22 protein-coding genes and 1 riboswitch are annotated in these 26,490 nt (G+C 65.4%); of the genes, 9 read left to right on the top strand and 13 right to left on the bottom strand.

All coding sequences use genetic code 11. The annotated features are described in order from the left end of the window. Positions 1–219 precede the first annotated feature (219 nt). The 9 genes from KW830_RS01695 to KW830_RS01655 all read right to left on the bottom strand — a co-directional run bounded on the left by KW830_RS01695 (position 220) and on the right by KW830_RS01655 (position 11,256). Complete coding sequence (locus KW830_RS01695; RefSeq protein WP_218331772.1) at positions 220–732, bottom strand: CbrC family protein; 513 nt, start codon at positions 730–732, stop codon at positions 220–222. A gap of 255 nt (positions 733–987) precedes the next feature. After that, positions 988–1,989, bottom strand: a complete 1,002-nt coding sequence (locus KW830_RS01690; RefSeq protein ID WP_218331771.1) for an LLM class flavin-dependent oxidoreductase — start codon at positions 1,987–1,989, stop codon at positions 988–990. Then, positions 1,979–2,788 (bottom strand): ABC transporter ATP-binding protein, encoded by an 810-nt coding sequence (locus KW830_RS01685; protein WP_218331770.1) that lies wholly within the window; start codon positions 2,786–2,788, stop codon positions 1,979–1,981. Before KW830_RS01685 ends, KW830_RS01690 begins: the two co-directional genes overlap by 11 nt. A gap of 14 nt (positions 2,789–2,802) precedes the next feature. Continuing rightward, positions 2,803–3,795 (bottom strand): iron ABC transporter permease, encoded by a 993-nt coding sequence (locus tag KW830_RS01680; RefSeq protein WP_218331768.1) that lies wholly within the window; start codon positions 3,793–3,795, stop codon positions 2,803–2,805. After that, positions 3,792–4,790, bottom strand: a complete 999-nt coding sequence (locus tag KW830_RS01675) for an ABC transporter substrate-binding protein (protein WP_218331766.1) — start codon at positions 4,788–4,790, stop codon at positions 3,792–3,794. Before KW830_RS01675 ends, KW830_RS01680 begins: the two co-directional genes overlap by 4 nt. An 11-nt stretch (positions 4,791–4,801) precedes the next feature. Next, complete coding sequence (locus KW830_RS01670; protein WP_218331764.1) at positions 4,802–7,087, bottom strand: TonB-dependent receptor; 2,286 nt, start codon at positions 7,085–7,087, stop codon at positions 4,802–4,804. A gap of 127 nt (positions 7,088–7,214) precedes the next feature. Then, positions 7,215–7,470, bottom strand: a riboswitch (cobalamin riboswitch). 174 nt (positions 7,471–7,644) lie between these two features. Continuing rightward, complete coding sequence (gene zigA, locus KW830_RS01665) at positions 7,645–8,835, bottom strand: zinc metallochaperone GTPase ZigA (RefSeq protein ID WP_370626071.1); 1,191 nt, start codon at positions 8,833–8,835, stop codon at positions 7,645–7,647. A gap of 287 nt (positions 8,836–9,122) precedes the next feature. Then, complete coding sequence (locus tag KW830_RS01660; protein ID WP_218331760.1) at positions 9,123–10,097, bottom strand: tripartite tricarboxylate transporter substrate binding protein; 975 nt, start codon at positions 10,095–10,097, stop codon at positions 9,123–9,125. 34 nt (positions 10,098–10,131) lie between these two features. Beyond that, positions 10,132–11,256 carry a mandelate racemase/muconate lactonizing enzyme family protein gene (locus tag KW830_RS01655; RefSeq protein ID WP_218331758.1) on the bottom strand — a complete coding sequence of 375 codons (1,125 nt, stop codon included), beginning with the start codon at positions 11,254–11,256 and terminating at the stop codon, positions 10,132–10,134. A gap of 136 nt (positions 11,257–11,392) precedes the next feature. On the opposite strand from KW830_RS01655, the gene KW830_RS01650 reads away from it, so the two are divergent. Then, positions 11,393–12,277: a LysR family transcriptional regulator gene (locus KW830_RS01650; protein ID WP_066533243.1), complete on the top strand. Its 885-nt coding sequence runs from the start codon at positions 11,393–11,395 to the stop codon at positions 12,275–12,277. A gap of 174 nt (positions 12,278–12,451) precedes the next feature. Next, positions 12,452–12,958, top strand: a complete 507-nt coding sequence (locus KW830_RS01645) for an arsenate reductase ArsC (RefSeq protein WP_218331756.1) — start codon at positions 12,452–12,454, stop codon at positions 12,956–12,958. 215 nt (positions 12,959–13,173) lie between these two features. Here the strand turns inward: KW830_RS01645 and KW830_RS01640 are convergent, their stop codons facing one another. Next, complete coding sequence (locus tag KW830_RS01640) at positions 13,174–15,615, bottom strand: membrane-bound PQQ-dependent dehydrogenase, glucose/quinate/shikimate family (RefSeq protein WP_218331754.1); 2,442 nt, start codon at positions 15,613–15,615, stop codon at positions 13,174–13,176. A 275-nt stretch (positions 15,616–15,890) separates the two neighbouring features. Here KW830_RS01640 and KW830_RS01635 point away from each other — a divergent pair, with 275 nt between their 5' ends. From KW830_RS01635 to KW830_RS01625, 3 genes are read left to right on the top strand one after another with little or no spacing between them, the layout of a single operon-like run. Next, positions 15,891–16,562 (top strand): TetR/AcrR family transcriptional regulator, encoded by a 672-nt coding sequence (locus KW830_RS01635; protein WP_218331753.1) that lies wholly within the window; start codon positions 15,891–15,893, stop codon positions 16,560–16,562. An 18-nt stretch (positions 16,563–16,580) separates the two neighbouring features. Then, the gene (locus tag KW830_RS01630) at positions 16,581–17,258 is read left to right on the top strand and encodes a type 1 glutamine amidotransferase domain-containing protein (protein ID WP_218331752.1); all 678 of its coding nucleotides are present in this window, start codon (positions 16,581–16,583) and stop codon (positions 17,256–17,258) included. A gap of 15 nt (positions 17,259–17,273) precedes the next feature. Continuing rightward, positions 17,274–18,251 carry a zinc-binding dehydrogenase gene (locus KW830_RS01625; protein WP_218331751.1) on the top strand — a complete coding sequence of 326 codons (978 nt, stop codon included), beginning with the start codon at positions 17,274–17,276 and terminating at the stop codon, positions 18,249–18,251. A 170-nt stretch (positions 18,252–18,421) separates the two neighbouring features. Here the strand turns inward: KW830_RS01625 and KW830_RS01620 are convergent, their stop codons facing one another. Next, positions 18,422–19,369 (bottom strand): lysozyme inhibitor LprI family protein, encoded by a 948-nt coding sequence (locus KW830_RS01620; protein ID WP_218331750.1) that lies wholly within the window; start codon positions 19,367–19,369, stop codon positions 18,422–18,424. 981 nt (positions 19,370–20,350) lie between these two features. On the opposite strand from KW830_RS01620, the gene KW830_RS01615 reads away from it, so the two are divergent. Both KW830_RS01615 and KW830_RS01610 read left to right on the top strand, forming a co-directional pair. Then, positions 20,351–21,271, top strand: coding sequence for an alpha/beta fold hydrolase (locus KW830_RS01615; RefSeq protein WP_218331749.1), 921 nt, complete (start codon positions 20,351–20,353; stop codon positions 21,269–21,271). 305 nt (positions 21,272–21,576) lie between these two features. Then, positions 21,577–22,050 carry a cupin domain-containing protein gene (locus KW830_RS01610; RefSeq protein ID WP_304516300.1) on the top strand — a complete coding sequence of 158 codons (474 nt, stop codon included), beginning with the start codon at positions 21,577–21,579 and terminating at the stop codon, positions 22,048–22,050. A 161-nt stretch (positions 22,051–22,211) separates the two neighbouring features. On the opposite strand, the gene KW830_RS01605 is transcribed toward KW830_RS01610, so the two are convergent. Next, positions 22,212–23,105 (bottom strand): LysR substrate-binding domain-containing protein, encoded by an 894-nt coding sequence (locus KW830_RS01605; RefSeq protein WP_218331747.1) that lies wholly within the window; start codon positions 23,103–23,105, stop codon positions 22,212–22,214. Between the two features lie 112 nt (positions 23,106–23,217). On the opposite strand from KW830_RS01605, the gene KW830_RS01600 reads away from it, so the two are divergent. Next, positions 23,218–24,744, top strand: a complete 1,527-nt coding sequence (locus KW830_RS01600) for an MFS transporter (protein ID WP_218331746.1) — start codon at positions 23,218–23,220, stop codon at positions 24,742–24,744. A 262-nt stretch (positions 24,745–25,006) separates the two neighbouring features. Here KW830_RS01600 and KW830_RS01595 read toward each other — a convergent pair whose 3' ends face one another. Beyond that, entirely contained in the window at positions 25,007–25,918 is a 912-nt protein-coding gene (locus KW830_RS01595; protein WP_218331745.1) for a LysR family transcriptional regulator, read from the bottom strand. 210 nt (positions 25,919–26,128) lie between these two features. Between KW830_RS01595 and KW830_RS01590 the strand changes: the two genes are divergently transcribed. After that, positions 26,129–26,482, top strand: a complete 354-nt coding sequence (locus KW830_RS01590) for a cyclophilin-like fold protein (protein ID WP_255578030.1) — start codon at positions 26,129–26,131, stop codon at positions 26,480–26,482. Positions 26,483–26,490: the final 8 nt, after the last annotated feature.

Raw genomic sequence — 26,490 nt, 5'->3', positions numbered from 1 at the left:
CTGCCGTCGTTTGAACCACATCTTCGATCGGCAGCGATCGCTGCATGGGCGTGGTTCACCAGTGGAATCCGTGCCCATGGCCCTCCCCCTCTCTGGCATCCATGCGCACGACGCTGTGACCCATGGGCATCCATCAGCCAATCACTTCGCAACGGGCTGCCGAGGACGGTGCAGGTGCATGCGCTGAATGACTAAGTCAGCCGAGGTAAAGGCCCAGGGTCAGTCCAGATCAAGCACCGCGCGATAGCGGTCACCGTTCACTTCCTTGAAGATCAGCAGGTAGGGGGAAGGCCCGACGGGCTCAGTCCAGCCGACCTCTGCGAAGGTTTCGCTGATAGCTGAGCACACTGCATCGATGGCCAGCAAGCCTTTATCTTCTCCGTAACCCAGAAACGCCATGGGCATGCCGTCCAGCACGGGCCATTCAAAGGGGTTGAAACAGGCGACCCCGGGCGTGCGCTCCAACAGTTCTTGCTCCAGCGCAGGCTCCGCGCCATCGAGTTCGATGTCGTGAAAACTGAAACCCTCTCCTTCCAGGAAAACATCCAGCCTGCCGTCCGCAATGCAGCATGCGCAAATGGTTGGACTGTCGGCACGCATGTAGATGTTGCCTCGGTACTTCCAGCCGCAGGGCTGCGCGCAGACGCCGCAGGTCTCGTCAGACGGCTCGAAAGCACGACCTTCTTGGTAGGCACCGGGGTTGAAACGGAAAAAGGGCTGTCTTTCGCTCATGGTGACTTGATTGTCACGCCGATTGCGGCGCCTTGACGCGTTGCATGCTCAGGAGCGGTCTGCTTGGTGCGCTGAAGTGGACACAGACCGGTGCCGTGAGAGCGGATACGAAAACTGAACCTGCGGTGCATTAGGAGCAGCGGCAGACCGGTTTATGCAGCCCCCTCAGCGGTCATGTGCGGGTGCGGTGTGGTCAGCGCACTTCCCTGCTGCCGCAACGTACCACCAAGTATTGCCGGATAAGCCCGCCCTCGCCTACCGCACCGCCGGCAGGACCTCTTGCGCAAACAGTTCCATGCCGGCCAAAGCGGTGGCGTTGCTCCACAGTCCGTTGGCGTTGAACACGCAGCGCAGCTGGTGGATGCCGGTGCGGGCTTCCAGCGCCTGGATCTGGGCGGTGCAGGCTTCGGGCGTGCCGTGGATGAACAGGTCGCGCAGCAGTTGCTCGCGATCGAGGGGCGGCACGTCGGCAGGAGCGATGCCGCGCTTGCCGGCGAAGTACACCCTGCGCTGGTAGTACGGGGCCCACAGCGTGTCCAGCTGGGTCTGCACTTGCGCCTCGGTGGCGCCTATGCACACGTACCGCGCCAGGGAGGAGCGGGCGCGCAGCGGCGTGCAGTCTCGCCCGGTCTGCTGGGCGACCTGCGCCAGGCGTTCCAGCTGGCCGGTTTCCGGGGGTTCCAGGCTCAGCAGCAGGGGCAGGTCTTCATTCAGCGCAAAGCCCAGGGTCTCGCTGGTGGAGCCGGCCACGTAGATCGGCGGGTGCGGGCGCTGCACGCCGGTGGACGCCAGGGTGCGCGGGGCGAATTGCCAGGGGTCCTGCGGGCCGCCCGCAATGGTCGCCCCACTCAGGCCGGCGCGGATCAGGCGGCATGCGGTCTCGAACCGCTCCCGCGTCTGCGAGGGGTCGATCTGCAGGGTCTGCAGCGACGCGGGTTCCGTACCGCGCCCCACTCCGATGTCGATGCGCCCGCCGCTCTGGTAGTCGACCTGCGCAATCTCTTCGGCCAGCATCAGGGGATGGTGCAGCGGCAGCACCAGCACCGATGTGCCCACGCGCAGCCGTTCTGTGCGGGCCAGCAAGGCGGAGGCCAGCAGCAGCGGCGACGGATACGGCCAGTGCGCGTCGGGCACGCGGAATTCGCTGAACCACACGCCGTCAAAGCCCAGCACGTCTGCACGTTCGAACAGCGCAAAAAAATCGCCGGGCTGGCCCAAGGTGGCCTCCCGGGTCCAACCCGCCAGATCAATTCGCACAGCCATCCTCCTTCTTGCGGCGCGCCCGCAGCAGGACCTGGGGCGGCGCGTCGATACGGTCAAATTCCACCTGGAACACGGCGTCCAGGGCAGGGTCGGTCAGCAGGTCCTGGGCGGCGCGGTCCTGCACCACGCGCCCGCGGTCCATGGCGATGACCCGGTCAAAATAGGCAAAGGCCAGGTCCAGGTCGTGCATGACCACCAGCACCAGCTTGTCGCGGCCTCTCTGGGCCAGTGCATCGACCAGCTCCAGCCGGTGGCGCACATCCAGGGCAGCGCCGGGCTCGTCGGCCAGCAGCACCGGCGGGTCCGTGGCCAGCACGGTGGCCAGCAGGCAGCGCGCCTGCTCGCCACCGGACAGCGAGTGCCAGCGCCGGTTGGCAAAGGCCTGCAGTCCGTGCTGCCGGAGCACACCGTCCATGTCCGCGGACGGCCCCAGGCGCATCTGCAGCAGTTCTGCCAGCGTGACATCCCAGTACGGCGAAAACCGCTGGGGCATGTAACCGATGCAGCGGGCACGCTCCGCGAAGGACAGGCGCTGCAGCGGCGCGCCGCGCCACAGCACCTGGCCCTGGCTGGGCGTCTGCAGCCCCGCCAGCATGGACAGCAATGACGATTTGCCGGCCCCGTTGGGGCCGATCAGCGCAATGGCGCCGCGTTCGGGCAGCGCCAGCGAGACCTGGTCCACCACCCTGCTGCCCCGGTGCTGCAGCACCATGCCCTGGGCGGTGAGTACGGGCTGTGCACCAGGTGTATCCGGCGCGGCAGCTGTATCCGGTAGGCCCTGTGGGTCGTGCATGGGAAACCTCGCGGTCATGACGCGCGCAGGCGCCGCGCCAGCAGGATGATGAAGAACGGGCCGCCGGCGATGGCGGTGATCAGCCCCAGCGGCACTTCCGCCGGGGGCAGCACGCTGCGCGCCAGGGCGTCGGCCACGGTGACGACGATGGCGCCCACCAGGGCGCTGGCAGGCAGCACCACGCGGTGCATGGGCCCCACCATCCAGCGTGCAATGTGCGGCGCGGCCAGCCCGACAAAGGCCACCAGCCCGCCGTAGGCCACGGCGGCCGCCACCACCAGCGAGCCCACCAGCACGGCCAGCGGAATGAAGCGCTCCGGGTTCAGGCCGAAGCCCTTGGCCACGGTGTCGCCCAGGCCCAGCAGGTCCAGGCCATGGGCCAGCGGGCGTGTGGCGACCACACAGCCCAGGGTGATGCCGGCCAGCACCAGCAGGCCGTTCCAGGACGGGGTCTGGATACCGCCCAGCACCCAGCTCATGACCACCTGCAGGCTGACGGTTTCATCGGACAGGGCCAGCATCAGGAAAGAACGCAGCGCGCCCAGCATGGCGGCCAGCGCCACGCCGGCCAGCAGCAGGCCGGCCGCATCCAGCGCGCCCGCCGCCCGGGCGACGGCCAGCACCAGCAAGGTGGAACCCCAGGCGCCGGCAAAGGCCAGCACCGGCAGCACCACGCCCTGGGGCAGGCCCATCGGAACCAGCAAGGCCACCGTGGCGCCCAGGGCTGCGCCGCCGGAGGCACCGAGCAGATAGGGTTCGGCCAGCGGGTTGCGGAACACGCCTTGGAAGATGGCCCCCGACAGGCCCAGCAGCGCGCCCACGCAGGCGGCGGCTGCCACACGCGGCAGGCGCCACTGCAGCAGCAGCCGGCTGTGCAGGGAGTCGTCGCCGCTCAGCGCGCGCCACAGCTCCGGAACGCTGGCCCACTGGTGGCCGGCGCAGGCCGCGCCCAGCAGGCACAGGGCCAGCACCAGCAGCGCGGCCCACCATGTTGTGCGTGAAGTCATATCGGGTGCAGTTGCCGGGCCAGCGATTCGATACCGTCAAAGGTGCGCGGCCCGGGGATCAGGAATTCGGAGCGGGACACGGTCCAGCAGTGGCGCTGGCGCAGGGCCCGCATGTCGCGCCAGCCGGGCTGGTGCAGCAGATCGTCCAGCCCCGCCTGGTTGCCGGCGAACAGCAGCACATCCGGGTCCGCGGCCAGCACGGCCTCGGGCGACACCTGGGCCAGCACGCCCAGCGCCGGCAGTGCGTGCTGGCAGCCGGCGCGCACCATGGCTTCGCCGGTGTAGGTGCCCGGGCGGGCCAGCAGCAGCATGCCGTTGCCCGCGCGCCCGGTGACCATCAGCGCCCGCAGGTGCGGCCGGCCGGCCACGGTGGCATCCACGGCCTGCAGCCGCGCATGCAGGGCTTGGGCCAGCGCGGCGCCGCGTTCGGGCTCGCCGCAGGCCTGGCTCACCAGGCGGATGTTGTCCAGCACCTCCTGCAGGGTGCGACTGAGCAAAACCATGATGGGCACTCCTATGCGTTCCATGGGTGCGACAAGCTGGGTGGCTGCCTGCCGCGCCGGGGTCACGATGACCAGATCCGGGCGCTGGGCCACCACGGCATCCACGGAAAATCCCAGCCGGCCGCCGACCTTGGGCAGGCCCAGCACCTCGGCCGGGTAGCGGGTGAAATCCTCGACACCGACGATGCGCTCCACCAGCCCCAGGGAGGCGACCAGTTCGGTGTTGGACGAAAAAATCGTGACGATGCGCCGGGGCGGCCGGGGCAACCAGACGGCGCGCCCCAGGGCATCCTTCAGGTGGATGCCCGAGGCCGCCTGCATGGCCTGCTCTGCAGCCCCCGCACCGGCCAGCACCGTGGGCATGGCAAGGCCGGGCAGCAAGGCGCCGCCCGCCGCCGCCACGCCCCAGCGGCGCAGCACGGCGCGCCGGGACAGTGCGTCCGGGAGTGCTTCCGTGCGTGCTTGCGGAAGGGGGCTGGCGGGCCTGTGCATGCAGCCTGGCCTCAGAAGTCGGCCTGCAGGCCGACCATCAGCTCGCGCCCGGGCATGGAGGTGCCGCAGCCGCCGTTCTGGAAGCGCGCATCCGCCAGGCAGGGCGAGCGGTCCTGCGCAATGAAGATGGGGCTGCGGTTCAGGTTGAAGACATTGTTCACCGCCGCAAACAGCTTCACGCTGCGGTTCACCCGGTAGTCGCCGCGCAGGTTCCACACCGTGAAGGCGCCCTTGCGGTGGATGTAGGTGCTGCTGGGTTCGCCCTGCGGCACCAGCAGGTTCTCTTCGGTGTCGTACCACATCGGTCCGCGCAGCAGCGCCGTGAGCTGCATGCTCCAGTCACCTGCATTGCGGTCCATGCCCTGGGCGTAGCGCATGCCGGCAGAGGCCTGGAAGCGGTACATGCGCTGCACGCGGTCGGTGTTGGCGGTGGCCGCCGCGCCCTTGTCGCGCATGTCGAAGTGGTAGTAGCCGCCCGCAAAGGCGCTGAGCGACTGGCCCGGCAGACCCAGGGCCAGCACCTGCTTGAGGTCGACGTTGGTGGTCAGCTCCAGGCCGCGCGCCACGACTTCTGCGGCGTTGTTGGCATAGTCCGAGGTGTTGGTGCTGGGGCCCCGGGACACGGTGGTGATGCGGTTGGAGATGACGTTCTGGAACAGCGCTGCATCCACCTTCCAGCCCGGCTGCGTGAAGGTGGTGCCCACTTCGATCTGGCGGCTGGTCTCGGGCTTCAGATTGGGGTTGCCGAAGGTGCGCCCGCCGCCCACGGCGGTGAAGTCGGCGGCCAGTTCGGTGGCGGTCGGCGCCCGGAAGCCGGTGGCGATGCCTGCGCGCAGGTTCCAGTCGTCGGTGGCCTTCCAGGTCGAACCCAGGGACCAGGTGTGCGTGTCGTACTTGCGCACATTGGACTGGGCAAACGCCAGGTTGGGCGTGGGATCGAACCGGGTCTCGCCCCAGGTCTTGCGCAGGCCGCCACGCAAGGTCAGGCGGTTGTCCAGCAGGGTGTGGGCGTCTTCCAGGTACAGCGCCTTGGTTTCTTCCGTCTGGTTGTTGTCGTACGGGGCCACCTGGCCCGCCGGGCCGCCGGGCATGGCCACGCGGAAGCGGTCCGAGCGCAGGTGGCTGCGTTCCCAGTCCACGCCCACCAGCAGGTCGTTGGCGGCAGACAGGCGAAAGCGCGGCTGCAGGCGGATGCCGGTGGCATCCAGCTTGCGGTCGTTGTAGTCGCGCGCCGTGCCCGGCACCGGGTTGGTGCCGCTCTTGATGACGGGGGACGCCCAGTTGAATTCGTCCTCGTCCACAAAGTGGTAGACCTGCGCCAGCCAGCTGACGGACTGGTCGGCCAGCGCACCGGTGTAGGTCAGGTCCAGCGAGCGGTTGTCGCGGTTGTCCTTGCTGTAGATGTTGGACCCGGATCCCCGGAAGCCGGCGTTGTAGATGCCGTCGGTGCGGGCCTGCAGCTCCACCCGGTTCAGGCTGTCGATCTGCAGCCCCAGGGCCGCCACCGCGCCGCGGCGCTTCCAGCCGGTGTTCTGCATGACGAAGCCGCCGTCGCCGGACTTGTAGTCATCGCGGGCGCTGGTGTTCAGGCCCACATACCAGTCCAGCATGCCGCTGGCGCCTGCCGTCTGGGCCTGGGTGCTCCAGCCGCCCCAGGAGCTGCCGGTCACCGTGACGCGGTTCAGCGGGCCGCTGGCACCAGTGCGCAGGATGATGTTGATCACCCCGCCCATGTTCTGGCTGCCGTAGACCACCGAGGCGGGGCCGCGCACGATTTCGATGCGATCCACATCCGTCAGGCTGAGCTTGGACAGATTGGCCGTGCCAGCGCGGCGGCCGTTGAGCAGCACCAGCACCTGGCCCTTGAAGTCGCGCCCCTGGCCGTCGGTGGCGGCGCCGCGCAGGTTCAGCGATGTCTGGGCTGCCGTCCATTCGCTGAGAAAGCCCACCGCATGTTCGGCCAGCAGGTCGGTGACCGAGCGGGCCGACGAGCGTTCGATCTCCTGGCGGTCAATGACCTGGGTGGTGGCGGCAATGCGGGCGCGGTCCTCGGGCCGGGCCGTGGCGGTGACGAAGACATCGCCCAGCGCCGCAGCCGGGATCGGGGCCGATGTCGATGCGGTGGCGGTGGCAGCAGTGGCGGCAGAAGCCGCGGTGTTGTCGGCCACGCCCTGGGCGTGGGCGCCCCACAGCGCGCAGCACAGCGCGGCGCCGGCGGTCACGGGCTTCAGGGCGGAAAGGGGAAAAGCGACAGGCCCGCAGAAGGGGCCCGGGGAAACACGGGAAGGGGTGCGCATGCGCGGCTCCAGATGGCCCTGCTCTCCCGCAAGGCCGATTCAAGAAAACATCCGCAGGCATGCATGCGCAGGCAGGACAGCTCGGCGCACGAACCCATCCAACCTGGACTGCGCGCTCACCCGCGGCGTCCAACAAAAGTGACAAGGCCGGTATCCGGGCTCGCGAAATGCCGACACTCCGGGACATCCGTCCTGGAACTTTCGGCCCACTCCACGCCTTCCCACGCAGTGCGCAGTGGCTTCAGGTCTTACCTGGGTGCAGAGGGTGATTCGCTTACCGTTGCGGGGGCAGCGCAGGCATTGCACTCCATGGAGCGCACCTGCTTCCCGTTTAACTCCAGTGGCCGTCAGGCCAATGCAGCACCTCGTAACAAGCATTGAAATGTATCTCAATGCAGCGAGGAATTATCGTTCAGGACACATGTCCGCAACGGACACAACACGCCGGACATATCCAGAATGCATGCCTTGGCAGCCGATGGAGCGCAGCGCTGCATAAAGGCTGCACAAAGGCGGCTCAATGGCTAAACCAGGGCTGCAGCCGGGCATGCACAGCGTCAGTCCCAGGCCGGGAACGGGTCATGAAAGCCGGTCCAGGCCTTGGGGGCCAGGGCCATTTCCTGGTCGGTCAGCAGGCAGGCATCCAGCCGCTGGCGCAGCGCGGCCTCGTCCATGCCGATGCCGATCAGCACCAGTTCCTGGCGGGCATCGCCCACGCGTTCGTCCCAGTGCTGGGTGATGGTGGCCAGCGCCTCGGGCTCGCGCGGCCACTGTTCCCGGGGCACGGCGGCCCACCAGCGCCCTGCCCTGCCATGGCGGCACACAGCCCCGGCCTGCGACCAGTTGCCCGCATAGAGGGGGCGGCTGGCCAGCCAGAAAAAGCCTTTGGAGCGTATGACCCCGGGCCATTCAGACCCCACCAGGGCGTGAAAGCGCCTGGGGTGGAACGGCCGGCGCGCGCGGTAGACAAAGCTGCCGATGCCGTATTCCTGGGTTTCCGGCGTGTGTTCGCCGCGCAGCTCTTTCAGCCAGCCCGGGGCCTTGGCCGCCTCGTCGAAGTTGAACAGCTTGGTGGACAGCACCGACGCCAGCGGCACCTTGCCGAAACTGGATTCCACGATGCGTGCACGCGGGTTCAGGGTCTTCAGGATGGCGATGAGCCGCTGGCGCTCTGCGTCGGTGATGAGGTCGGTCTTGTTGAGCACCAGCACATCGCAGAACTCGACCTGTTCGACCAGCAGGTCCACCACCTTGCGCTCGTCGCCTTCCCCCATTGACTCCCCGCGCCCCTGCAGGCTGTCCCGGGATTCGTAGTCCTTGAGGAAGTTGAAGCCGTCCACCACGGTGACCATGGTGTCCAGCACCGCAATGTCCGACAGGCAGGCGCCCGCCTCGTCGGTGAAGGTAAAGGTCTCGGCCACCGGCAGCGGCTCGGAGATGCCTGTGGACTCGATCACCAGGTAGTCAAAGCGCTTTTCCCGGGCCAGGCGGCGCACCTCCACCAGCAGGTCTTCGCGCAGGGTGCAGCAGATGCAGCCGTTGCTCATTTCGACCAGTTTTTCCTCGGTCCGGGACAGGTCGCTGCCGCCTTCGCGCACCAGCGCCGCGTCGATGTTGACCTCGGACATGTCGTTGACGATGACCGCCACGCGCAGGCCCTCGCGGTTGTGGAGGATGTGGTTGAGAAGCGTCGTCTTGCCTGCGCCCAGAAAGCCAGACAGGACGGTGACGGGGAGAAGCTTTGCCATCGCCGGTACCATGAACAAGATTTGATAATGATAACTCATTATCAAATATGAAGACAGAAAACAGCCGCAGCCGCGAACACGTCACCCCGCCCTGCTGTTGTTCAGCCACTTGCCGCACAGCGCCCTCCGGGCCCGCATGTCCCCGAAAGTGCTCGGCAGCGCAGTGCACCACCCGGCATAAAGCAAAGCCCCCGCTGTCCGAAAACAGCGGGGGCTTTGTATGTCAGCGCTACACGTAGCCGCCCGCCTACCCGCAACGGCCTGGGTGGCTGCGGCCCTACCCTGGTTCAGGCGTCCACCCGGATCCCGCGCGACTGGATGAGGTTGGCCCACTTGGCCCGCTCATCCCGCATGAAGGCCTCAAAGCGCTGCGGTGTTCCGCCGCCGTCCTCGGCCCCGAACTCTTCCAGCTTGCTCACCACATCCGGCATGGCCAGGATGCGGTTGACGTCGGCATTGATGCGAGCCACCACTTCCGCAGGCATTTTGGCGGGGCCGACCAGCCCGAACCAGATGCTGGCGTTGAAGCCGGGGTAGCCCTGTTCGGCCACGGTGGGCACATCCGGGAAGGCCTTCACGCGCTTGGTGCCGGTCTGCGCCAGCGCACGCACCTTGCCGCCCTTGATGAAGGGCGATGCGGTGGTCATGCCTTCGAACGCATAGTCGATCTGCCCGCCCAGCAAGTCCGTCATCACATTCGATGCGCCCTTGTAGGGGATGTGCAGGGCCGACACCCCGGCCGTCTGCTCGAACAGCGCCAGCGCCAGGTGCTGGGCCGATCCCGTTCCGGAGGAGCCGAAGCTGATTTCGCCGGACTTCTTCTTCAAGGCCGCCAGCAGCCCTGGCATGGAGGTGGACGACTTGGGGCTGGCCACCAGCACCTGCGGAGTCTGCCCCACCAGCGCAATCGCCGCAAAATCCCGCTCGGGCGAGAAGCCGAGCTTGGGGTTGAGCGCGGGGGCAATGCCCAGGGCGTTGATGTGGCCCATCATCAGCGTGTTCCCGTCGGCCGGGGCCTTGGCCACTTCGGCCGCCGCAATCAGGCCGGCCGCGCCGGGCTTGTTTTCCACGATGACGGGGATGCCCCACAGCGTGTTCAGCTTGTTGGCGATGATGCGCGCCAGGATATCGGTGCCGCCACCGGCCGAGAAACCGACCAGGATTTTGACCGGCCCCGCCGGGGGCTTGCCTTGGGCAAAGCCGGGCTGGGCACAGAGTGCGCCGGCTGCGGCGACCGTGGACAGAAATTGTCTGCGTTGCATGGTTTGTCTCCTTTTTTATATGAGCCGAGGGGTCTTACGCCACCTTGCTCCAGCGGCCGAACTTCGCCACCTGCGCCTCGTCGAAGTTGAAGCCAAGGCCGGGCGTCTGGTGCAGAACGACACGGCCCTTTTCCTGCGACAGCTGGCGGTCCAGCAGGCGGCGGAAGTTCAGGACCTGGTCATCCCAGAAGAATTCGACGTAGCGCGCGTTCGGCGTGGCGGCCACCAGCGGTGCGTGCACGTCGTGGAACCAGTGCGGGCACATCTGGATGCCGTAGCCGGCGGCCATGGCGGCAATGCGCTTCCACTCGGTAATGCCCCCGCACACCGCCGCATCGGTCTGCAGGATGGAGGCGGCCCCCATGTCCAGCAGGTGCTTGTGGTACCAGCGGCCATAGCCGATTTCCGCCGTGGCCACGGGGATGCGGGTGAGCTTGGCCAGGCGGGCGTGGCTTTCCACGTCGTCGGGGCTGAACGGCTCTTCGATGAAGTAGGGGTCGTACTGCTCCATGCGGCGCAGGTACTGCATGGCCTGCACGGTATCGACCCAGCCGTTGTTGCAATCCAGCATCAGCTCCACGTCGGGGCCAATGGCTTCGCGGGCGGCCTTCACGCGCGACTCTTCGCCCTGGGGCGACCAGCGACCGGTCTTCATCTTGACGGCCTGAAAGCCCAGCTCGACATAGCTGGCCATTTCCTCGCCCAGGTGCTCCGCCGTCTTGCCTTCCACGTAGTAGCCGCCGCTGGCGTAGGCGGCCACGGTGTCCAGCTCCACCGCGCCGAGGTATTTGTGCAGCGGCAGCTGGGCGGTGCGCGCGTTGAGGTCCCACAGGGCGATGTCCAGGGCGCTGAGCGCGCGCATCACCGTGCCCATGCGGCCTTGCAGCAGGGCTTCCTGGTACATCTCCTTCCACAGGCCTTCGACGGCCAGCGAGTCGCGGCCCAGCAGCACGGGGGCCAGCAGCTGCTCGACCGCCACGCGAAAGATTTCGCCTGCCGCGTTACCGACGTAGCAGAAGCCTATGCCTTCGACCCCATCGGTGCTGCGGATCTTGACCAGGCCGTAGTGGCGGTCCACCACGGTGCGGTTCGACAGGTAGGTGACTTTGTCCAGCGGCACGCGCGCGACGCAGACTTCGATGGATTGGATGGTGGGCATGCGGGCTCCTGAGGTGAGGTACGAAAAAAAGGAATGGCCTGAAGGAATGACCAAAAGGAATGGCCGCACTGTGCGCCGCATGGGGTCTACAAAAAAGATGGTGTTTGGTGGTTTAGATCACGCAAAATACGTTGTTATGGATTCGCGTTTTCTCCAGAGCTTCATTGCCGTCGTGGACTGCGGCTCGATGGCCGATGCCTCGCGCCGGCTGGACCTGCCCCCTACCACCGTGGCGCAGCAGATGCGTGCGCTGGAGGCCGATGTCGGCAGCGCACTGCTGACGCGGGTGGGCCGCACCGTGCGCCCCACCGTGGTGGGTGCGCGCATCGTGGACCAGGCCCGGGAGGTGCTGAAATCCGTGGAAAACCTGCGGTCCGTGGCCTCGGCCACCGAACTGCCGGCAGGCCCGCTGCGCCTGGGTGCCACGCCCACGGCGCTGATGGGGCTGGTTCCGCCGCTGCTGCGCCGCTGGATGCGTGCCCACCCTTCCATCCAGGTCTATATCGAACCCGGAACCTCGTCGCTGCTGCTGGACCAGGTGCTCGCCGGGAATCTGGATGCGGCCATGCTGGTGCACCCCACGTTCGCCATGCCCAAGACCTGCGAGTGGCGGCTGCTGCGCAGCGAGGCGCTGGTGCTGCTGACGCCCCAGGACATGAAGGTGCAGGACCCGCTGCTCACCGCTGCGCGCGAGCCCTTCATCCAGTACGACCGCAAGGTGGTGGCCGGCCGCATGGCCGACGAGTACCTGCGCGGCCACCACATCAAGCCCAAGGTGCGGTTTGAGCTCGATGGGATTGAGCACATCGCCCAGCTGGTGGCGGAAGGGTTTGGCGTGTCCATCCTGCCGGACTGGCCGGTCATCGGCCCTGCCGATCCCCGCATCCGCCGCTGGCCGCTGCCGGCCCCCTGCCCCTCGCGCGAAGTGGGCATGGTGTGGCAGCGCTCTTCCATCCGCTCGCCCCTGGCCGCCGCCCTGTTTGACCTGGTCGGCCCGCTGCAGTCCGGCAGGCCGGACTGAGCGTCAGCGCCGGGGCATTTGCGCCTTACGCCCTGGGCCTTGGGCGCCACCCGATGACATGGTGCAGGCCCCTGTCATCAAGCTGCAAACATTGCCCTGTCAGATGGTGCGGCGGGCGCCGGCATGTGGTATGCCTGCGCCCGCCTGTCCATTCCTGCTCCATCCCCAAGATCCATGACCGACACCACCGCCCCCCTGAATGTTCTGTTCCTGTGCACCCACAACGCGGGGCGCAGCATCCTGGCCGAGGCCTTGCTCAACGACATCGGCCAGGGGCGCTTTCACGCCTATTCGGCCGGCAGCAGCCCGCGCCCTGGCGAGCTGCCGCACCCGCTGGGCCTGCAGGTGCTGCGACGGGCCGGGGTGCCGGTCGACGGGCTGCGCAGCAAGAGCTGGGAAGAGTTTGCCGCGCCTGGTGCGCCGCACATGGACCTGATCATCACGGTGTGCGACGACGCGGCCGAGGAAGTCTGCCCGGTATGGCCGGGCCACCCCGCCACGGCCCATTGGGGCTGCCCGGACCCGGCCTCAGGCGATGCCCCGGACGAAGGCAAGCTGGAAGCCTTCCGCCAGACCCTGCACATGCTGCACCTGCGCCTGGAACTGCTGGTCAACCTGCCCACCGACAAGCTGGAAAAGGCCCGTCTGCAGGGCACGGCCCGGGACCTGTCCCACCACTGAGACGGCCCGTCTGCGCCCGCCGGGCGCTCCATGCCTGGTGCCGCCCTCCCTGACGCAGACACCCGACGCAGACACCCAACACGGACACAGGGGCACAACACCCCAGCCGGAACACCGCCCCGGATCGCCCATAAAAAAACCCCGGCACGGGCCGGGGTGGGATGGGAGCGCCCGCAAGGGCTGCGGCGCTCCACACAGGCGACTAGCGCCTTGCCTTACTTGCGGGGCAGCGCGTAGGCGATCACGTAGTCGCCACGGTCCGGCGAGTTGCGGGCGCCGCCGGCCGAGACCAGCACAAACTGCTGGCCGGTCACAGGCGACTGGTAGCTGATGGGCGTGCCCTGGCTGCCCACGGGCAGGCGGGCCTTCCACACTTCCTTGCCGGTGCCGGTTTCATAGGCGCGCAGGTAGTAGTCCTGGGTGGCGGCGATGAACACCAGGCCGCCTTGGGTGGCCAGGGTGCCACCGATGGTAGGCATGCCGATGGGGATGGGCAGGCCCATCTTGATGCCGAAGGGGCCGGTGTCCTTGACGGTACCGACCGGCACTTGCCAGGCGATCTGCTGGGTCTTGAGGTCCACCGCAGTCAGCGTGCCGAACGGCGGCTTCTGGCAGGGAATCTCCAGCGGCGACATGAAGCGCACCTTGGCGTTGATCGCGTAAGGCGTGCCGTCCAGGGGCACGGGCTTGGTGATGGCAGCGGCTTCGTTGCCGTCGGCCTTGGCGCCTGCGTCGGCCGGGTCGGCCTTGATCAGCTGCACTTCCAGGCCCACGCGCATGTCGTTGATGAACAGGTAGTTGTTCGTGGGATCGACCGACACGCCGCCCCAGTTCATGCCGCCCAGCGAGCCGGGCAGGTTCAGCGACGCATCGGTGCCCGGGGGCGTGAACAGGCCGGTGTAGCGCTTGGACTTGAACTTCACGCGGCACAGCAGCTGGTCGAACGGCGTGGCACCCCACATGTCCGATTCCTTCATGTCGGCAGCGCCGATGCTGGGCATGCCGACGGAGAAGGGCTGGGTGGGCGAGTAGGTTTCGCCTTCGATGTTGCCGGCGGGCACGGCACGTTCCTCGACCTTGGTCAGGGGCTTGCCGGTGGCGCGGTCCAGCACGAAGAGCTGGCCGGCCTTGGTGCCGAACACCATGGCCGGAGTGGTCTTGCCGCCTTCGCCAGGGAAGTCCACAAAGGACGGCTGCATGGGCACGTCAAAGTCCCACAGGTCGTCGTGCACGGTCTGGTAGACCCACTTTTCCTTGCCGGTGCTGGCATCCACGGCCAGCATGGAGGCGCCGTACTTGCGGTCCAGGGCCGTGTGCTTCACGCCCCACAGGTCCACGGCCGCGCTGCCCACGGGCATGAACACGGTGTTGGACTGGGGGTCATAGGACATAGGGGCCCAGACGTTGGGCGTGGAACGGGCGTAGGTCTTGCCTTCGGCCGGAGCGCTTTGCTGTTCGGGGTTGCCGGGGTCAAAGGCCCAGCGCAGTGCGCCGGTGACCACGTCGAAACCGCGCACCACGCCGCCAGGCATGTCGGTGCTGACGTTGTCGGCCACACGGCCGCCGATCACGATGGTCGTGCCGGCCAGCGTGGGAGCGGAGGTGGGGTAGTACTGGCCCTTGTCGGCGCCCTTGCCCATGCCGGCGCGCAGGTCCACGCGGCCGTGGGTGCCGAAGTCTTCGCAGAAGGCGCCGGTGTCGGCGTCCAGGGCGATCAGTTCGGGGGCCACGCTGTTCATCAGCACACGGCGCTGGCAGGCAGCACCGGCCGGCACGGACACGGCCTTGACGGGGGTGGCGCCGGCCACGCTGGGCTGCACCTGGGGCTGGGTGGCATCAAAGTACGCCAGACCGCGGCAACGCATCCACTTCTTCTGCTTGGCGTTGATCTCGGTCTTCCACAGTTCCTTGCCGGTAGTGGCGTCCAGGGCGATCACGTTGTTATGGGGCGTGCAGACAAAGACCTGGTTGCCGATTTGCAGGGGCGTCAGCTGGTCTTCGGCACCGCCGCCGCCGGGGCTGACGGGCACATCGCCGGTCTGGTAGGTCCAGGCCAGCTGCAGGTCCTTGACATTGCTGCGCGTGATCTGATCCAGCGCCGCAAAACGTGTGGCACCGGGGGTGCTGCCGTAGTATGCCCAGTCGGCAGGCGCCTGGCCGGGGGCCACGGGCTGCAGCACGGTGGCATCGGCCTTGGCGGACACGGAGGCGTGGGGCAGGAACATGCCGCCCACGGTGGCCAGACAGCCCAGCGCCAGCACACCCGCCACGGCGAACGATGCACCGCGCAGCGATGGCAGGGCATGGGCGCGGCGCAGCACGGGGAAGGTCAGGGCCACCAGAATGCCCAGGCCGGCCAGCAGCAGCACGCGCGAGACCAGGGGCCAGAAGTCCAGGCCGGCATCCGCCAGCGCCCAGACCACGGTGGCCACCAGGGTGGCGCCATAGATCAGCGCACCGCTGGGGCGCTGGCGCACCAGCTGCACGCCGGAGGCCACCAGGGCCACACCGCTGAGCAGGAAGTACCAGCTGCCCTTCAAGGCCACCAGCTGGTAGCCGTAGAAGGCGAAGAACAGGCCTGCCGCCAAAAGGCCCAGACCCAGAACGAGCAACCACACCTTGGCAGCCAAGGAGGGTGGCGTTTGTTGTTTTTTCATTTTTACATCCGATTGGGTGTGCAAGGCGCCGCACCGCCGTGGGTGGGACAGTGGGCGGGCCTGGGCAGTCGGCCACTCGCACAAGCTATGAGGTATCGGTCTTGATCTGCGTCAAGATCCGAGGCGGATTATTGCGCCCCCGGAAAATCATCTATTGACAAGGTGAATTCGATACGCAGAAACGCGTAGCCGCTGCCCGCCACGCACCAAAGACCCTGCCGTCATTGCTTTTGAATGAAATAGACGACCGGTCTATTTTTCATACAATGCACACCATGACACTGAGCAAGAAAGCCGAAGCGACACGCCAGCACATCCTGGACACCGGGTACCAACTGGTGCTGCACAAAGGGTTTGCGGCGCTCGGCCTGCAGGAGATCCTGAAGTCCTGCAACGTTCCCAAGGGGTCGTTCTATCACTACTTTCCGTCGAAGGAAGCCTTTGGCTGCGAGCTACTGCAGCAGTATGTCGACGGCTATGGCCGCAAGCTGGAAGGCCTGTTGGCCGCCGAGGGCAACGGCTGCGAACGGCTGATGCTCTACTGGGATGCCTGGATTGCCGCGCCCCACGATGCCGCATGCGGCTGGGCCGAGGAGTGCCTGGTGGTCAAGCTCGCCGCCGAAGTGGCCGACCTGTCGGAAGACATGCGCCGCGTGCTGGACACCGGGGTGCAGCGCCTGCTGGCACGGATTGCGGCATTGATTGATGCGGCCCGCGCAGACGCCTCCTTGCCGGCCGGCGCGCCGTCGCAGGCACTGGCCCGCGTGCTCTACCAGATGTGGCTGGGCGCCGCGCTGCTGGCCAAGCTGAGCCAGGACAAGACCTCTTTGGTGCAGGCGCGCGAGACCACCGTGCTTTTGCTGACCTGCGACGCCGCACGGGCCACCCACGCGCAGGCCGCCCACACGCGGGCCGCCCAGTCTCCCTCCCCCATCCCCCAACCCTGAACACCCAAGGAGCCACCCATGAAAGTTCTGTTTGTACTGACATCGCACGACCGTCTTGGCGACACCGGCCACAAGACCGGTTTCTGGCTGGAAGAGTTTGCCGCGCCCTACTACGTCTTCCAAGACGCCGGCGCACAGATCACGCTCGCCTCCCCCGCTGGCGGGCAGCCCCCGCTGGACCCCAAGAGCGACGCGCCGGATGCGCAGACCCCGGCCACCGAGCGCTTTCGCCGTGACCCCCAGGCGCAGGCCGCGCTGGCAGCCACCACGCCGCTGGCCCAGGTCAACGCCCAGGATTTCGATGCCGTCTTCTACCCCGGCGGCCACGGCCCCCTGTGGGACCTGGCCAACGATGCCGCATCCATTGCCTTGCTAGAAGCGTTTGAGCGCGCGGGCAAGCCGCTGGGCCTGGTCTGCCATGCGCCCGGTGCACTGATCCATGTGCATGCGGCAAACGGCCAGCCCCTGGTCAGCGGACGGCGCGTCACCGGCTTCACCAACAGCGAGGAAGCCGCTGTCGGCCTGAGCGCCGTCGTGCCCTTCCTGATCGAGGATGAGTTCACCCGCCTGGGCGGCCGCTTTGAAAAAGGCCCGGACTGGCACGAGCATGTGGTCACCGACGGCCGCCTGGTAACAGGCCAGAACCCCGCCAGCAGCGAGGGCGTGGCCAAGGCACTGCTTTCCCTGCTTGCTTGAATAAGGACATTCACCATGCGCAGCGCCATTCACACCACCTTCGGCGAACCCTCTCTTGTGCTGGAGGCTAGCGATCAGCCGGTCCCCCAGCCTGCCTCCGGCGAAGTCCGCATCAAGACCTTGCTGGCCCCCATCCACAACCATGACCTCTGGACGATTCGCGGCAGCTATGGCTACAAGCCGGTGCTGCCCGCCATTGGCGGCAGCGAGGCCGTCGGGGTGGTGGATGCCCTCGGCGAAGGCGTCGAAGGCGTCACCGTCGGGCAGCGGGTTGCGGTGGCCGGGGTCCATGGCACATGGGCGGAGTATTTTCTTGCCCCCGCCAGCCAGCTGGTGCCCATGCCCCCGGCCATACCGGATGAAGTGGCGGCCCAGCTGATCGCCATGCCCTTGAGCGCCTTGATGCTGCTGGAGTTCCTGCACGTCAGCCCCGGGCAATGGATCGTGCAGAACACCGCCAACGGTGCCGTCGGCAAAACGCTGGCCATGCTGGCCGGCGCACGCGGCATTCAGGTGCTGAACCTGGTCCGCCGCGATGAAGGCGTTCAGGAACTCACGGACCTGGGCGTGGCCCATGTGCTGTCCACGGCCCAGGCCGATTGGAAGCAGCGCGCCAGCGCCCTGCTCGGCCCCGCGCTGGCGGTGGCGGCCGTTGACTCCATCGGGGGCAAGGCCAGTGCCGCGCTGCTGGAGCTGCTGGGCGAAGGCGGCACGCTGGTGTCGTTTGGCACCATGGCCGGAGAGCCCATGCAGATCAGCTCCGGCGCCTTGATTTTCAAGCAGGCGACGGTCAAAGGCTTCTGGGGCAGCAAGGTCAGCCAAGCCATGGCGGCGGAAGACAAGCGACGGCTGCTGGGCGAGCTTTTGCAGCGCACGCTGAGCGGCGAGCTGAAGCTCCCAATCGAAGGCATCTACGATCTGGGAGACGCCGCCCAGGCCGCTGCCGCCAGCCTGCGACCGGGCCGCAAGGGCAAGATTCTGCTCAAACCCTGAAGCACGCGATGGCGCCCCAGGAGGTGGGGCCACCCGGCTTCAGATTGGGGGGCTGGGTGGCCGCCATGGGGGGGGTCTGCGACCGTCGCGGTTCGGCCAGGCGCGGACGTTGGTTGCGAGTAAAAGCGGACGCTCAACGTCCTCTCGATGGAAGGGTTAGGTTTCATCGCTCAGTCGGACATGCGCCTGTATGAGCGAAGTTCGTCCGTGCGACCTTTGACTAGCTCTGCCTCCGAGCCGGCGCGAACGGTAGGCCACATGGTTCCACCCTTCACCTCCATCGCGTCAAACTCAGCCCAAGCTGTGCAAGCCTCTTCCCAGGCGGCCTGCGCGTCATTGAAGGCCGCCAACTCATCTCCGGAAAGGCGGGCGCGCAGATCAGAGACTGCTTGCGCCATGCTCTGACGGGCCTCGGCAAGCAACTCTCCAGCCGCGACATTCATGTCGCTCTGAGTGAGCGGCGCCCCAGGATGAAGCGTCTCAGATACGAGTTCATCGGCCGCTCTCAGAAACGCGACGCAGCATTCAAAACAGCGCGCCACATCCTGGTACAGGATCTCGTGTGCCGAAGCGATCTCATGACAGATGATGTGTCGTAGCTCAAATGCTTTGGCAACACCGGCGAAGACCTCATCGGGATTTGAGAGGATCGGCCGTTCCGGCTCGCCGCGAACTTCATGATCCCATCTGTCTGAGATCATTCGCATGCGGTCCAGGAAGGATGCCCCAAGGAGGCTACTCATCGATGACTCGATATGATCGAGGCGGCTTAGCGGGACACTGTGGCCCACGAGTTCTCCGACTGTTATAGCCTTGCCGTGGATCGCTCTGACTACGGCGAAGTCAAGCTTTATCGAGGAAGCGGGGCGCTCAGCATTTGTGATGTACGGTTCGCCTGCATCAACTAGCTCTTTGATCGCCAGGCGAAAGTAGCCTTCTATGCAAGCGATCAAAGCAACAGGGAAGTAGCGTGTCAGCTCTTCGTTCTTTTGGTCGTGCTCTTTGAAGGCGCGTTCTAGTGCGAAAAGGCGGAGAGGTAGTTCGGCTATGGCTCGGCCAAACCTACGACGCTGGCGTACCTGGGCGATCTCTTCGATGATGTCGCGCGTTCTGGACATGGCTAGTGAAACCTAACGTCGAAAGTAAGCCGCCCGCCGAAGGCGGGTCGGCTTAACTGCCATGTTAGGGCTGTAATTTTCAATCCTCGAATAGCTTGAATAGGCCGTAGCCAATAGCTGTAACAACAGCAATTGGAGCTGCTGCTGTAAGTATTGCCCCTGTAGCCATGCCCCCTCCAACAACAGAGCCGATGGTTGCCATCCCGGACGAAATGGCAGCTCCTCCAGCAAGGCCCGAAGCACCAGCGGCAGAAGCGAGAGCCGCACCTGTAGTACCGGCAGTAGCCGACATGATCGTTGCAGCAGACCCACCAACTACCGCTGAGGCAGTACTCGCGGCAGTGCCCGCGGTGGCTAGAGTACCTACGGTGCCTACGACGGTGGATGCATTTGTTTTTTCAGACATTTAAATTACTCCGGTGTTAAACCGCTAACGTAATGTAGACCGCAAAAAAGCGCAGACCATATCTGGCGCTTGCGGTCTAAATTTGCACGCAAGAAATGCCGCAAGGGGCTTGCAGCCAGGCCTTGCGGCAGGTGCACTGGACGAAAATGCAGTACTAAATTCAGCCATGAAACCCACCGCCTCTCGGTGTTACGCGCCGCACGGTTGTTGAATCAGATCCCCGAGCGAATTTGTAACAAGCACTATAACCTCCGCACGGAGCATGCCTATGTGCAAGGTACGGTTTGCGACCTCGCGTGACATGGGCTTGCAGGAAGTCGAGGTTTTCAGACCATGTTGGCCAATGAGTGACGGCTTTCGAGCTTCTCGCTGGATGGCGGCTCAGGGTCGAAAGCGGAGGTCGCGGAGGTCTCTTCAGACGCCACAGGCGAAAGCCCTGCTGGCAACGAGGACGGTGCTGCTGTTGCAGAAAATCCTGTTTTAGCCAGCCATAGCTACAGCGCAGAAACAGCGCAAAGACAGCGCAGATAATGCTCAGCTTGTCCAGAACATGCCCTGACCACAGGGCCGACTTCATGCGTTTCTCCGCCCTGCTCGCAGCCTTCGGCCTCACCTCTTTACTGACCTCGGCTACGCTGGCCCAATCGACCACCGCACCACAAGGAGCCATGGTGGGCGACCGCATCTCGGTGGTGGTCCAAGGCAGCGGACCCGATATCATCCTGATTCCGGGTTTGGCATCTTCCCGCGATGTGTGGCGTGGTCTTGCCGCACGCCTGCAGCAAAGCCATCGCTTGCACCTGGTGCAGGTGGCGGGGTTTGCCGGCGCACCCGCAGCGCACCATCCGCAAGGTCTGGTGCTGGAGCCCACGGCAGCAGCCGTTGCGGAGTACATTGAACGCGAGCATCTTCAGGCTCCCGCTGTCATCGGTCACTCCCTGGGTGGTGAGGTCGCACTGATGCTGGGCGCGCGCCATCCTGAGCGGGTGTCGCGTCTGATGATCGTAGATGCATTGCCCTTCTACAGCCTGATGTTTGATCCCTCCGCAACCAGCGAGAAAGCCACACCGGGCGCGGCCACATTCCGCGCCACGTTGCTGGCGGCCACCGACGCTCAGATGGAGGCCATGCAATCCGCCGCCATCGCCCGCCTCACCAAGACCGAAGCAGCCCGCCCTTCCCTGCTCGACGCCAGCCTCCGATCAGACCGCCCCACAGTGGCACATGCCACCTACGAGCTGATGACCACCGACCTGCGCCCGGAACTCCACCGCATCACGGCGCCCGTGCATGTGGTGCACGCCTACGACACCAGCTATGGCATCCCCGCAGACCGCGTTGATGCCATGTTCCGATCCGCCTACGCGACCACGCCCCACGTCAGCTTTCAGCGCATCGATGGCAGCTACCACTTCGTCATGCTGGACCAGCCCGCAGCATTCGAGCGCGTCGTGATCGACTTTCTCCGCCCCACAACCCCTGTGAAGAGCCGCTAAAACGTAAAACGCCCCAGCAAACCGCAGGTGTGCGCTGGAGACGAGGCGCGAAGCCGCAGGCAGTACCAAAGTACGACAATGCGAAGCAACGACGTATCAAGGTGTGTGTGTGTGCGGCTCTCAGCGATAGAACCGACAAGGCTTGCGAGAGGTTCCTCCACAGGCGTTCCAACATCTGTTCCGCCTGGCCAGAAGCGGTCTCTGGCGACAGCCCACTGACGGGCGATTGACACCGTCAAAGCCAATGCGGCATTCTGGTCAGTTGGAACCGTTTCGCTCGTTGCGTGTTCATGGAGGAAACTGAATTGAATCAATCTCAGGATTTCATCGAGGCCGCCTCAGCGCCACTCCGGACAAAGCCTTCGAATTACCCGGAAACATTCGCACAAAGAATGATGGGGCGTGATAAGCGGCCCATTGGCGATGTATTTGGAATCACGCAGTTTGGCGTCAATCTAACGACTCTGCACCCAGGCGCTGTCTCTGCACTTCACCACCAGCACACGCTGCAAGACGAGTTTATTTACGTACTGGCAGGGGAAGTCACCCTCTACACGGGTACCCAGGAGCACATCCTGAAATCCGGTATGTGTGCTGGATTCAGGGCTGGCGGCCCAGCGCATCACCTTCGAAATTGCTCTGCATCCGATGCCACATACATTGAAATTGGAAGCCGGGTTGATGGTGATGCAGTGAGTTATCCCGAAGACGACCTGGTGGCCGTGATGGGGGCTGATGGGACGTGGTCCTTTGAACACAAAAATGGACAGCCGTACTGAGTTGTCCCGAACGGCTGCAATGGGCTGCATACCGGTTGCATACGGGTGAAAGCGGGTTGAAAGCGGACGCCGCTTTCCAGCGTGGATGCAGCCGGCAACGGTCGACAGAATCGGATGTCAGGGCCAGCGGGAAGTCCCGGCCAGGACCGGCCGCGGCACCATCACGCCTGCGCCGTCAGAAAGTTCCGAAGGTGGTCGATCAGCACCCGCACCTTCGGTGACAGGTGGCGGCCCGAAGGCCAGACCAGATGGAAAACCCCGCCGCCGTCGGTCTGCGCATCGAGAACCGGGAGCAGCCGCCCATCAGCGAGTGCTTTCTTGGCCAGGAAGTCTGGCATGCAGGAAATACCCAAGCCGTCGACCGTAGCCTGCAGCACCGCTTCCATGTTGTTGCAGACCAAAACGGTCTTCAGTTCAGGCGCTTCGTCAGGCGACAGGCCTGTTAACGGCCACACCTGCAGGCGGCCGGCATTGGGGTAGCGAAACCGGATGCAGGCATGGGCCCTGAGATCCTGGACGTAGCGTGGCGTGCCGTTGCGCTGCAGATAGTCCGGAGCGGCGCACAGCTGCATCCTGTACGGCGCCAGCGGCCGCGAGACCAGACTGGAATCCGCCAGGTCACCGCTGCGGATGGCGAGGTCGATGTTCTTGTCGATGAGGTCGACCAGGCGGTCGTTGAAGTCAATGTCCAGATCGACCTCGGGGTAGCGTTGGGTGAAGCTGGGCAGCGCTGGCAGCAGGAAATGGTGGCTGACGATGGGTGCGCTCAGCCTGAGATGGCCGCTGGGGCGCGCTCGCGACTCGGACAACATGGACTGTGTGTCGTGCCAGTCATCCAGCATGCGCCGGCCGCGTTCGTGCAGCAGGCGCCCTTCCTCGGTCAAGCTGATGCGCCGGGTACTGCGCTGCAGCAGCCGAACGCCCAGCTGCGCCTCCAGGCGCGCTACGGCCTTGCCAACGGCCGACGCCGACAGGCCCAGTACCTGCCCCGCAGCGACAAAGCTCCCCAGATCCACTGTTTTGACGAAGGCCGTGAGTCCATTGAATTTATCCATCCGTCAGCCCACCTATTCCAGCAATTTTTTCCGTATTCAACGGAAATATGGCCTGTTTCCATTTCATTCAGGCAAGTCTATCTTCTCCAGCTCCGCCACAGAAGACGTAGCCATGCCTCGTACAAACCATCCCGAAACCTTCTCAAGACCCGGTTGGGCCACCGCAGCCGTGTGCCTGGCGTCTGCCGCCATGCCCATGACCTTTACAGGCCCGGCGGTCGCCCTGCGGGAAATCGAGGCCCATCTGGGGGGCTCGCCGCTTGCACTCGCCTGGGTCACCAACGCCTTCATGCTGGCGTTCGGTAGCTGCCTGATGGCGGCCGGCGCCCTGGCCGACAAACACGGTCGGCGCAAGGTGTTCCTGGGGGCCATCGCCGTGTTCGTGGCCGCCTCATTGGCACTGATGGCATCGCCCAACCTGTGGGTGTTTGATGGATTGCGCGCGCTCCAGGGTATCGCCAGTGCCGGGGTGCTGGCGGCCGGTGCAGCCGCTCTGGCGCAGGAGGTGCAGGGGCAGGCGCGTGTGCGCGCTTTCAGCCTGCTCGGCACCAGCTTCGGTGCCGGGCTGACACTGGGCCCGGTGGCCGCAGGCTGGCTGACCACGGCCTTTGGCTGGCAGGCCATCTTCGTGCTGGTCATTGCCACAGCCTCCATTGCTTTCTCCATCGGCATGCGCGTATTGCGTGAGTCCCGCGACCCCGCTGCGCAGAAGCTCGATGTGCCGGGCGCGTTGGCCATCACTTCCGCGCTGACGCTGTTCACCTTTGCCATCCTGCAGGCGCCCGCGCAAGGTTGGTTGCATCCCATGACGATTTCCGCACTCTGTGGCACGGCCCTGCTGCTTGCCGCTTTCGTGTTTGTGGAGCGGCGTCATCCACGCCCACTGTTGGACCTGAGCCTGTTCCGCTATTCCCGCTTTGTCGGGGTTCAACTGCTTGCCGCCGCACCGGCATTCGGCTTTGTCGTGTTGCTGGTGCTGCTGCCCATCCGCTTCATTGGCATAGAGGGCGTTCCAGTGGCCCAGGCCGGGCTGTGGATGGCGGCCTTGTCCGCCCCGCTGGTGGTGTTGCCAGCAGTCGCTGGACGCCTGTCGCACTGGATATCTCCGGCGACCTTGTGCGCAGCCGGCTTGCTGATGGCAGCGTGCGGGCTGGTCAGCCTGTCTGTGTCCGCAGGCGGTGCTGCGGCACTGTTGCCCATGTTCGTCATCGGCGTTGGTATCAGCCTGCCGTGGGGCCTGATGGACGGTTTGGCCGTGAGTGTGGTGCCGACAGAACGCGCAGGCATGGCGACCGGCATCTTCAGCACCGTGCGCGTTGCCGGGGAAGGTTTGGCCCTGGCCATGGTGGGTGCGCTGCTCACCGCCCTGATAGCCCATGAGCTGCTGACCGCAACCCATCTCCCGTCTGACACCGCCGTTGCCGTGGCCCAGGTCCTGGTGAGTGGCAACCTGGCCGGAGCGCAGGCAGGCTGGCCTTCCATTGGCGCCGCGGAATTGATGCGGGCCTTCGAGGCCGCGTTCTCCACCTTGTTGATGGTATTGGCCGGTGGAACGGGACTGATCGCCCTCTTTGTGTTTCGCTTTTTGCGAACGCCCAATGTGCCGAGCCCTGCGAACTGCCTGGGTGAGTCTGCCTGATGTCCTGCAGAACATGGCAAAGGAGACAGCACATGGACAGAAACGGCGATCCTTCAGTGTCTGCCTGGGGGTCGATGGCTGTTCACGGTCAATCCCGCATGCATCACATGCACCACATCCACCGCCTCCTGCGGACATTGGCAGGTTCAACGCGCGGTGTGGACGGCGGTGCTGTGGAAATGGCCCCTCCCCCATCGCGCTGTTGGCGGGTGACGTATTCGTCCGCTGCCTGGGCCACTGGGGAAATCCGCATGCATCGGCGCTACCGCTTGGAGAGATGTGGCGTTGCCACCCTGAGCGCTTGAACCACCAGTGTGAATGCCGGTGATGGCTGGCGCCTGCTGGGATAGTACAAATGGTAGCCCTCGAACTTCGGGCACCAGTCTTCAAGCACACGCACCAGCCGACCATCTGCCATGTACGGACCGAGCTCTTCTTCCGGCAATAGCGTGATCCCCAGCCCGGCCACCGCCGCATCAATCTGGGGCTGGGTGGTGTTGAAGATCAACTGTCCATCCACACGGACATTCACCTGCTGACCTCGGCGCTCGAAGTCCCAGACATAAAGGCCACCGGAGCTTTGCATGCGCTGGTTGATGCACTGGTGTGCCGTGAGATCTTTGGGCGTCCTGGGAATGGGGTGGACGGCAAAGTAGCCGGGCGATGCCACCACCGCCAGGCGCATGGGCGGACCGATGGGCACGGCGATCATGTCCTTGTCAATGGTCTTGCCCAGGCGCACCCCGGCGTCGAAGCGGTCTGCCACGATGTCCCGGAAACCGTAGTTCACATCGAATTCTAGCTTGATGTCTGGATACTCCCGGAGCAACGGTGCCAGCTTGGGCAACAAGACGCTGTGCAGCACATGGTCGCCGCAGGTGATACGCACCGTGCCGGCAGGTTTGTCGCGCAATTCAGTCAAGGCGTCGAGTTCTGCCTCAATCTCATCGAAGCGGTTGCCAATGGCCTGCAGCAGCCGTTCCCCAGCAGGGGTGGACGAGACGCTGCGGGTGGTGCGAGTGAGCAAGCGGATCTGCAGGCGCTCTTCCAACGCACGGATGGTCTGGCTCAAAGCGGACTGGGTCACCCCCAGGGCAGCCGCTGCACGCGTGAAGCTGCCTTCACGCGCAACCGTGACGAAAGCCAGCAAGTCATTGAGGTTGCGCCGAGCCATAGACCGCATTCTCCCACGGGTACCAATTAGCTGGACTTATAAGCGATTTAAGAATTCATTAGATAGTCAACAGCACGTGGATTCGCAAAAATCGAGGACATGAAGCAGCCCATTCCACTCCTGCTCGCCAGTGCGCTGTGGGGACTGGCGGCTTGCGCACCGTACCTCGCTGTGGCCCAGCCGGCATCCAGCACCCCGAAGGACACGTTCATGAAAATTCGCCTGACTGTCGAAGGACAGACTGCCACGGCCACGCTGTATGACAACGCCACCGCACGCGACTTTGCATCCTTGTTGCCCCTGTCCCTCACGCTGGAGGACTACGACGTCATTGAACGGGTGTCCAGGCTGCCACGCAAGCTATCCACACAAGGCGCTCCCGAAGGGATGCAACCCATGGCCGGAGAGCTGACCCATTACGCCCCCTGGGGCAATCTGGCCATCTTCACCGAGCCGCGTTCCTATGCCCGCAGCTTGCTGCCCTTGGGCAAGGTGGATGAGGGCCTGCCGATCCTGGCGCGACCTGCCCCCTACCAGGTCCGGATCGAACGTGTCACGCCCTGAACTGGCCC

Source organism: Comamonas sp. CMM03, from assembly GCF_019218715.1.
Lineage (GTDB): Bacteria > Pseudomonadota > Gammaproteobacteria > Burkholderiales > Burkholderiaceae_C > Comamonas > Comamonas terrigena.
This window is presented reverse-complemented; position numbering and strand designations above follow the sequence as displayed.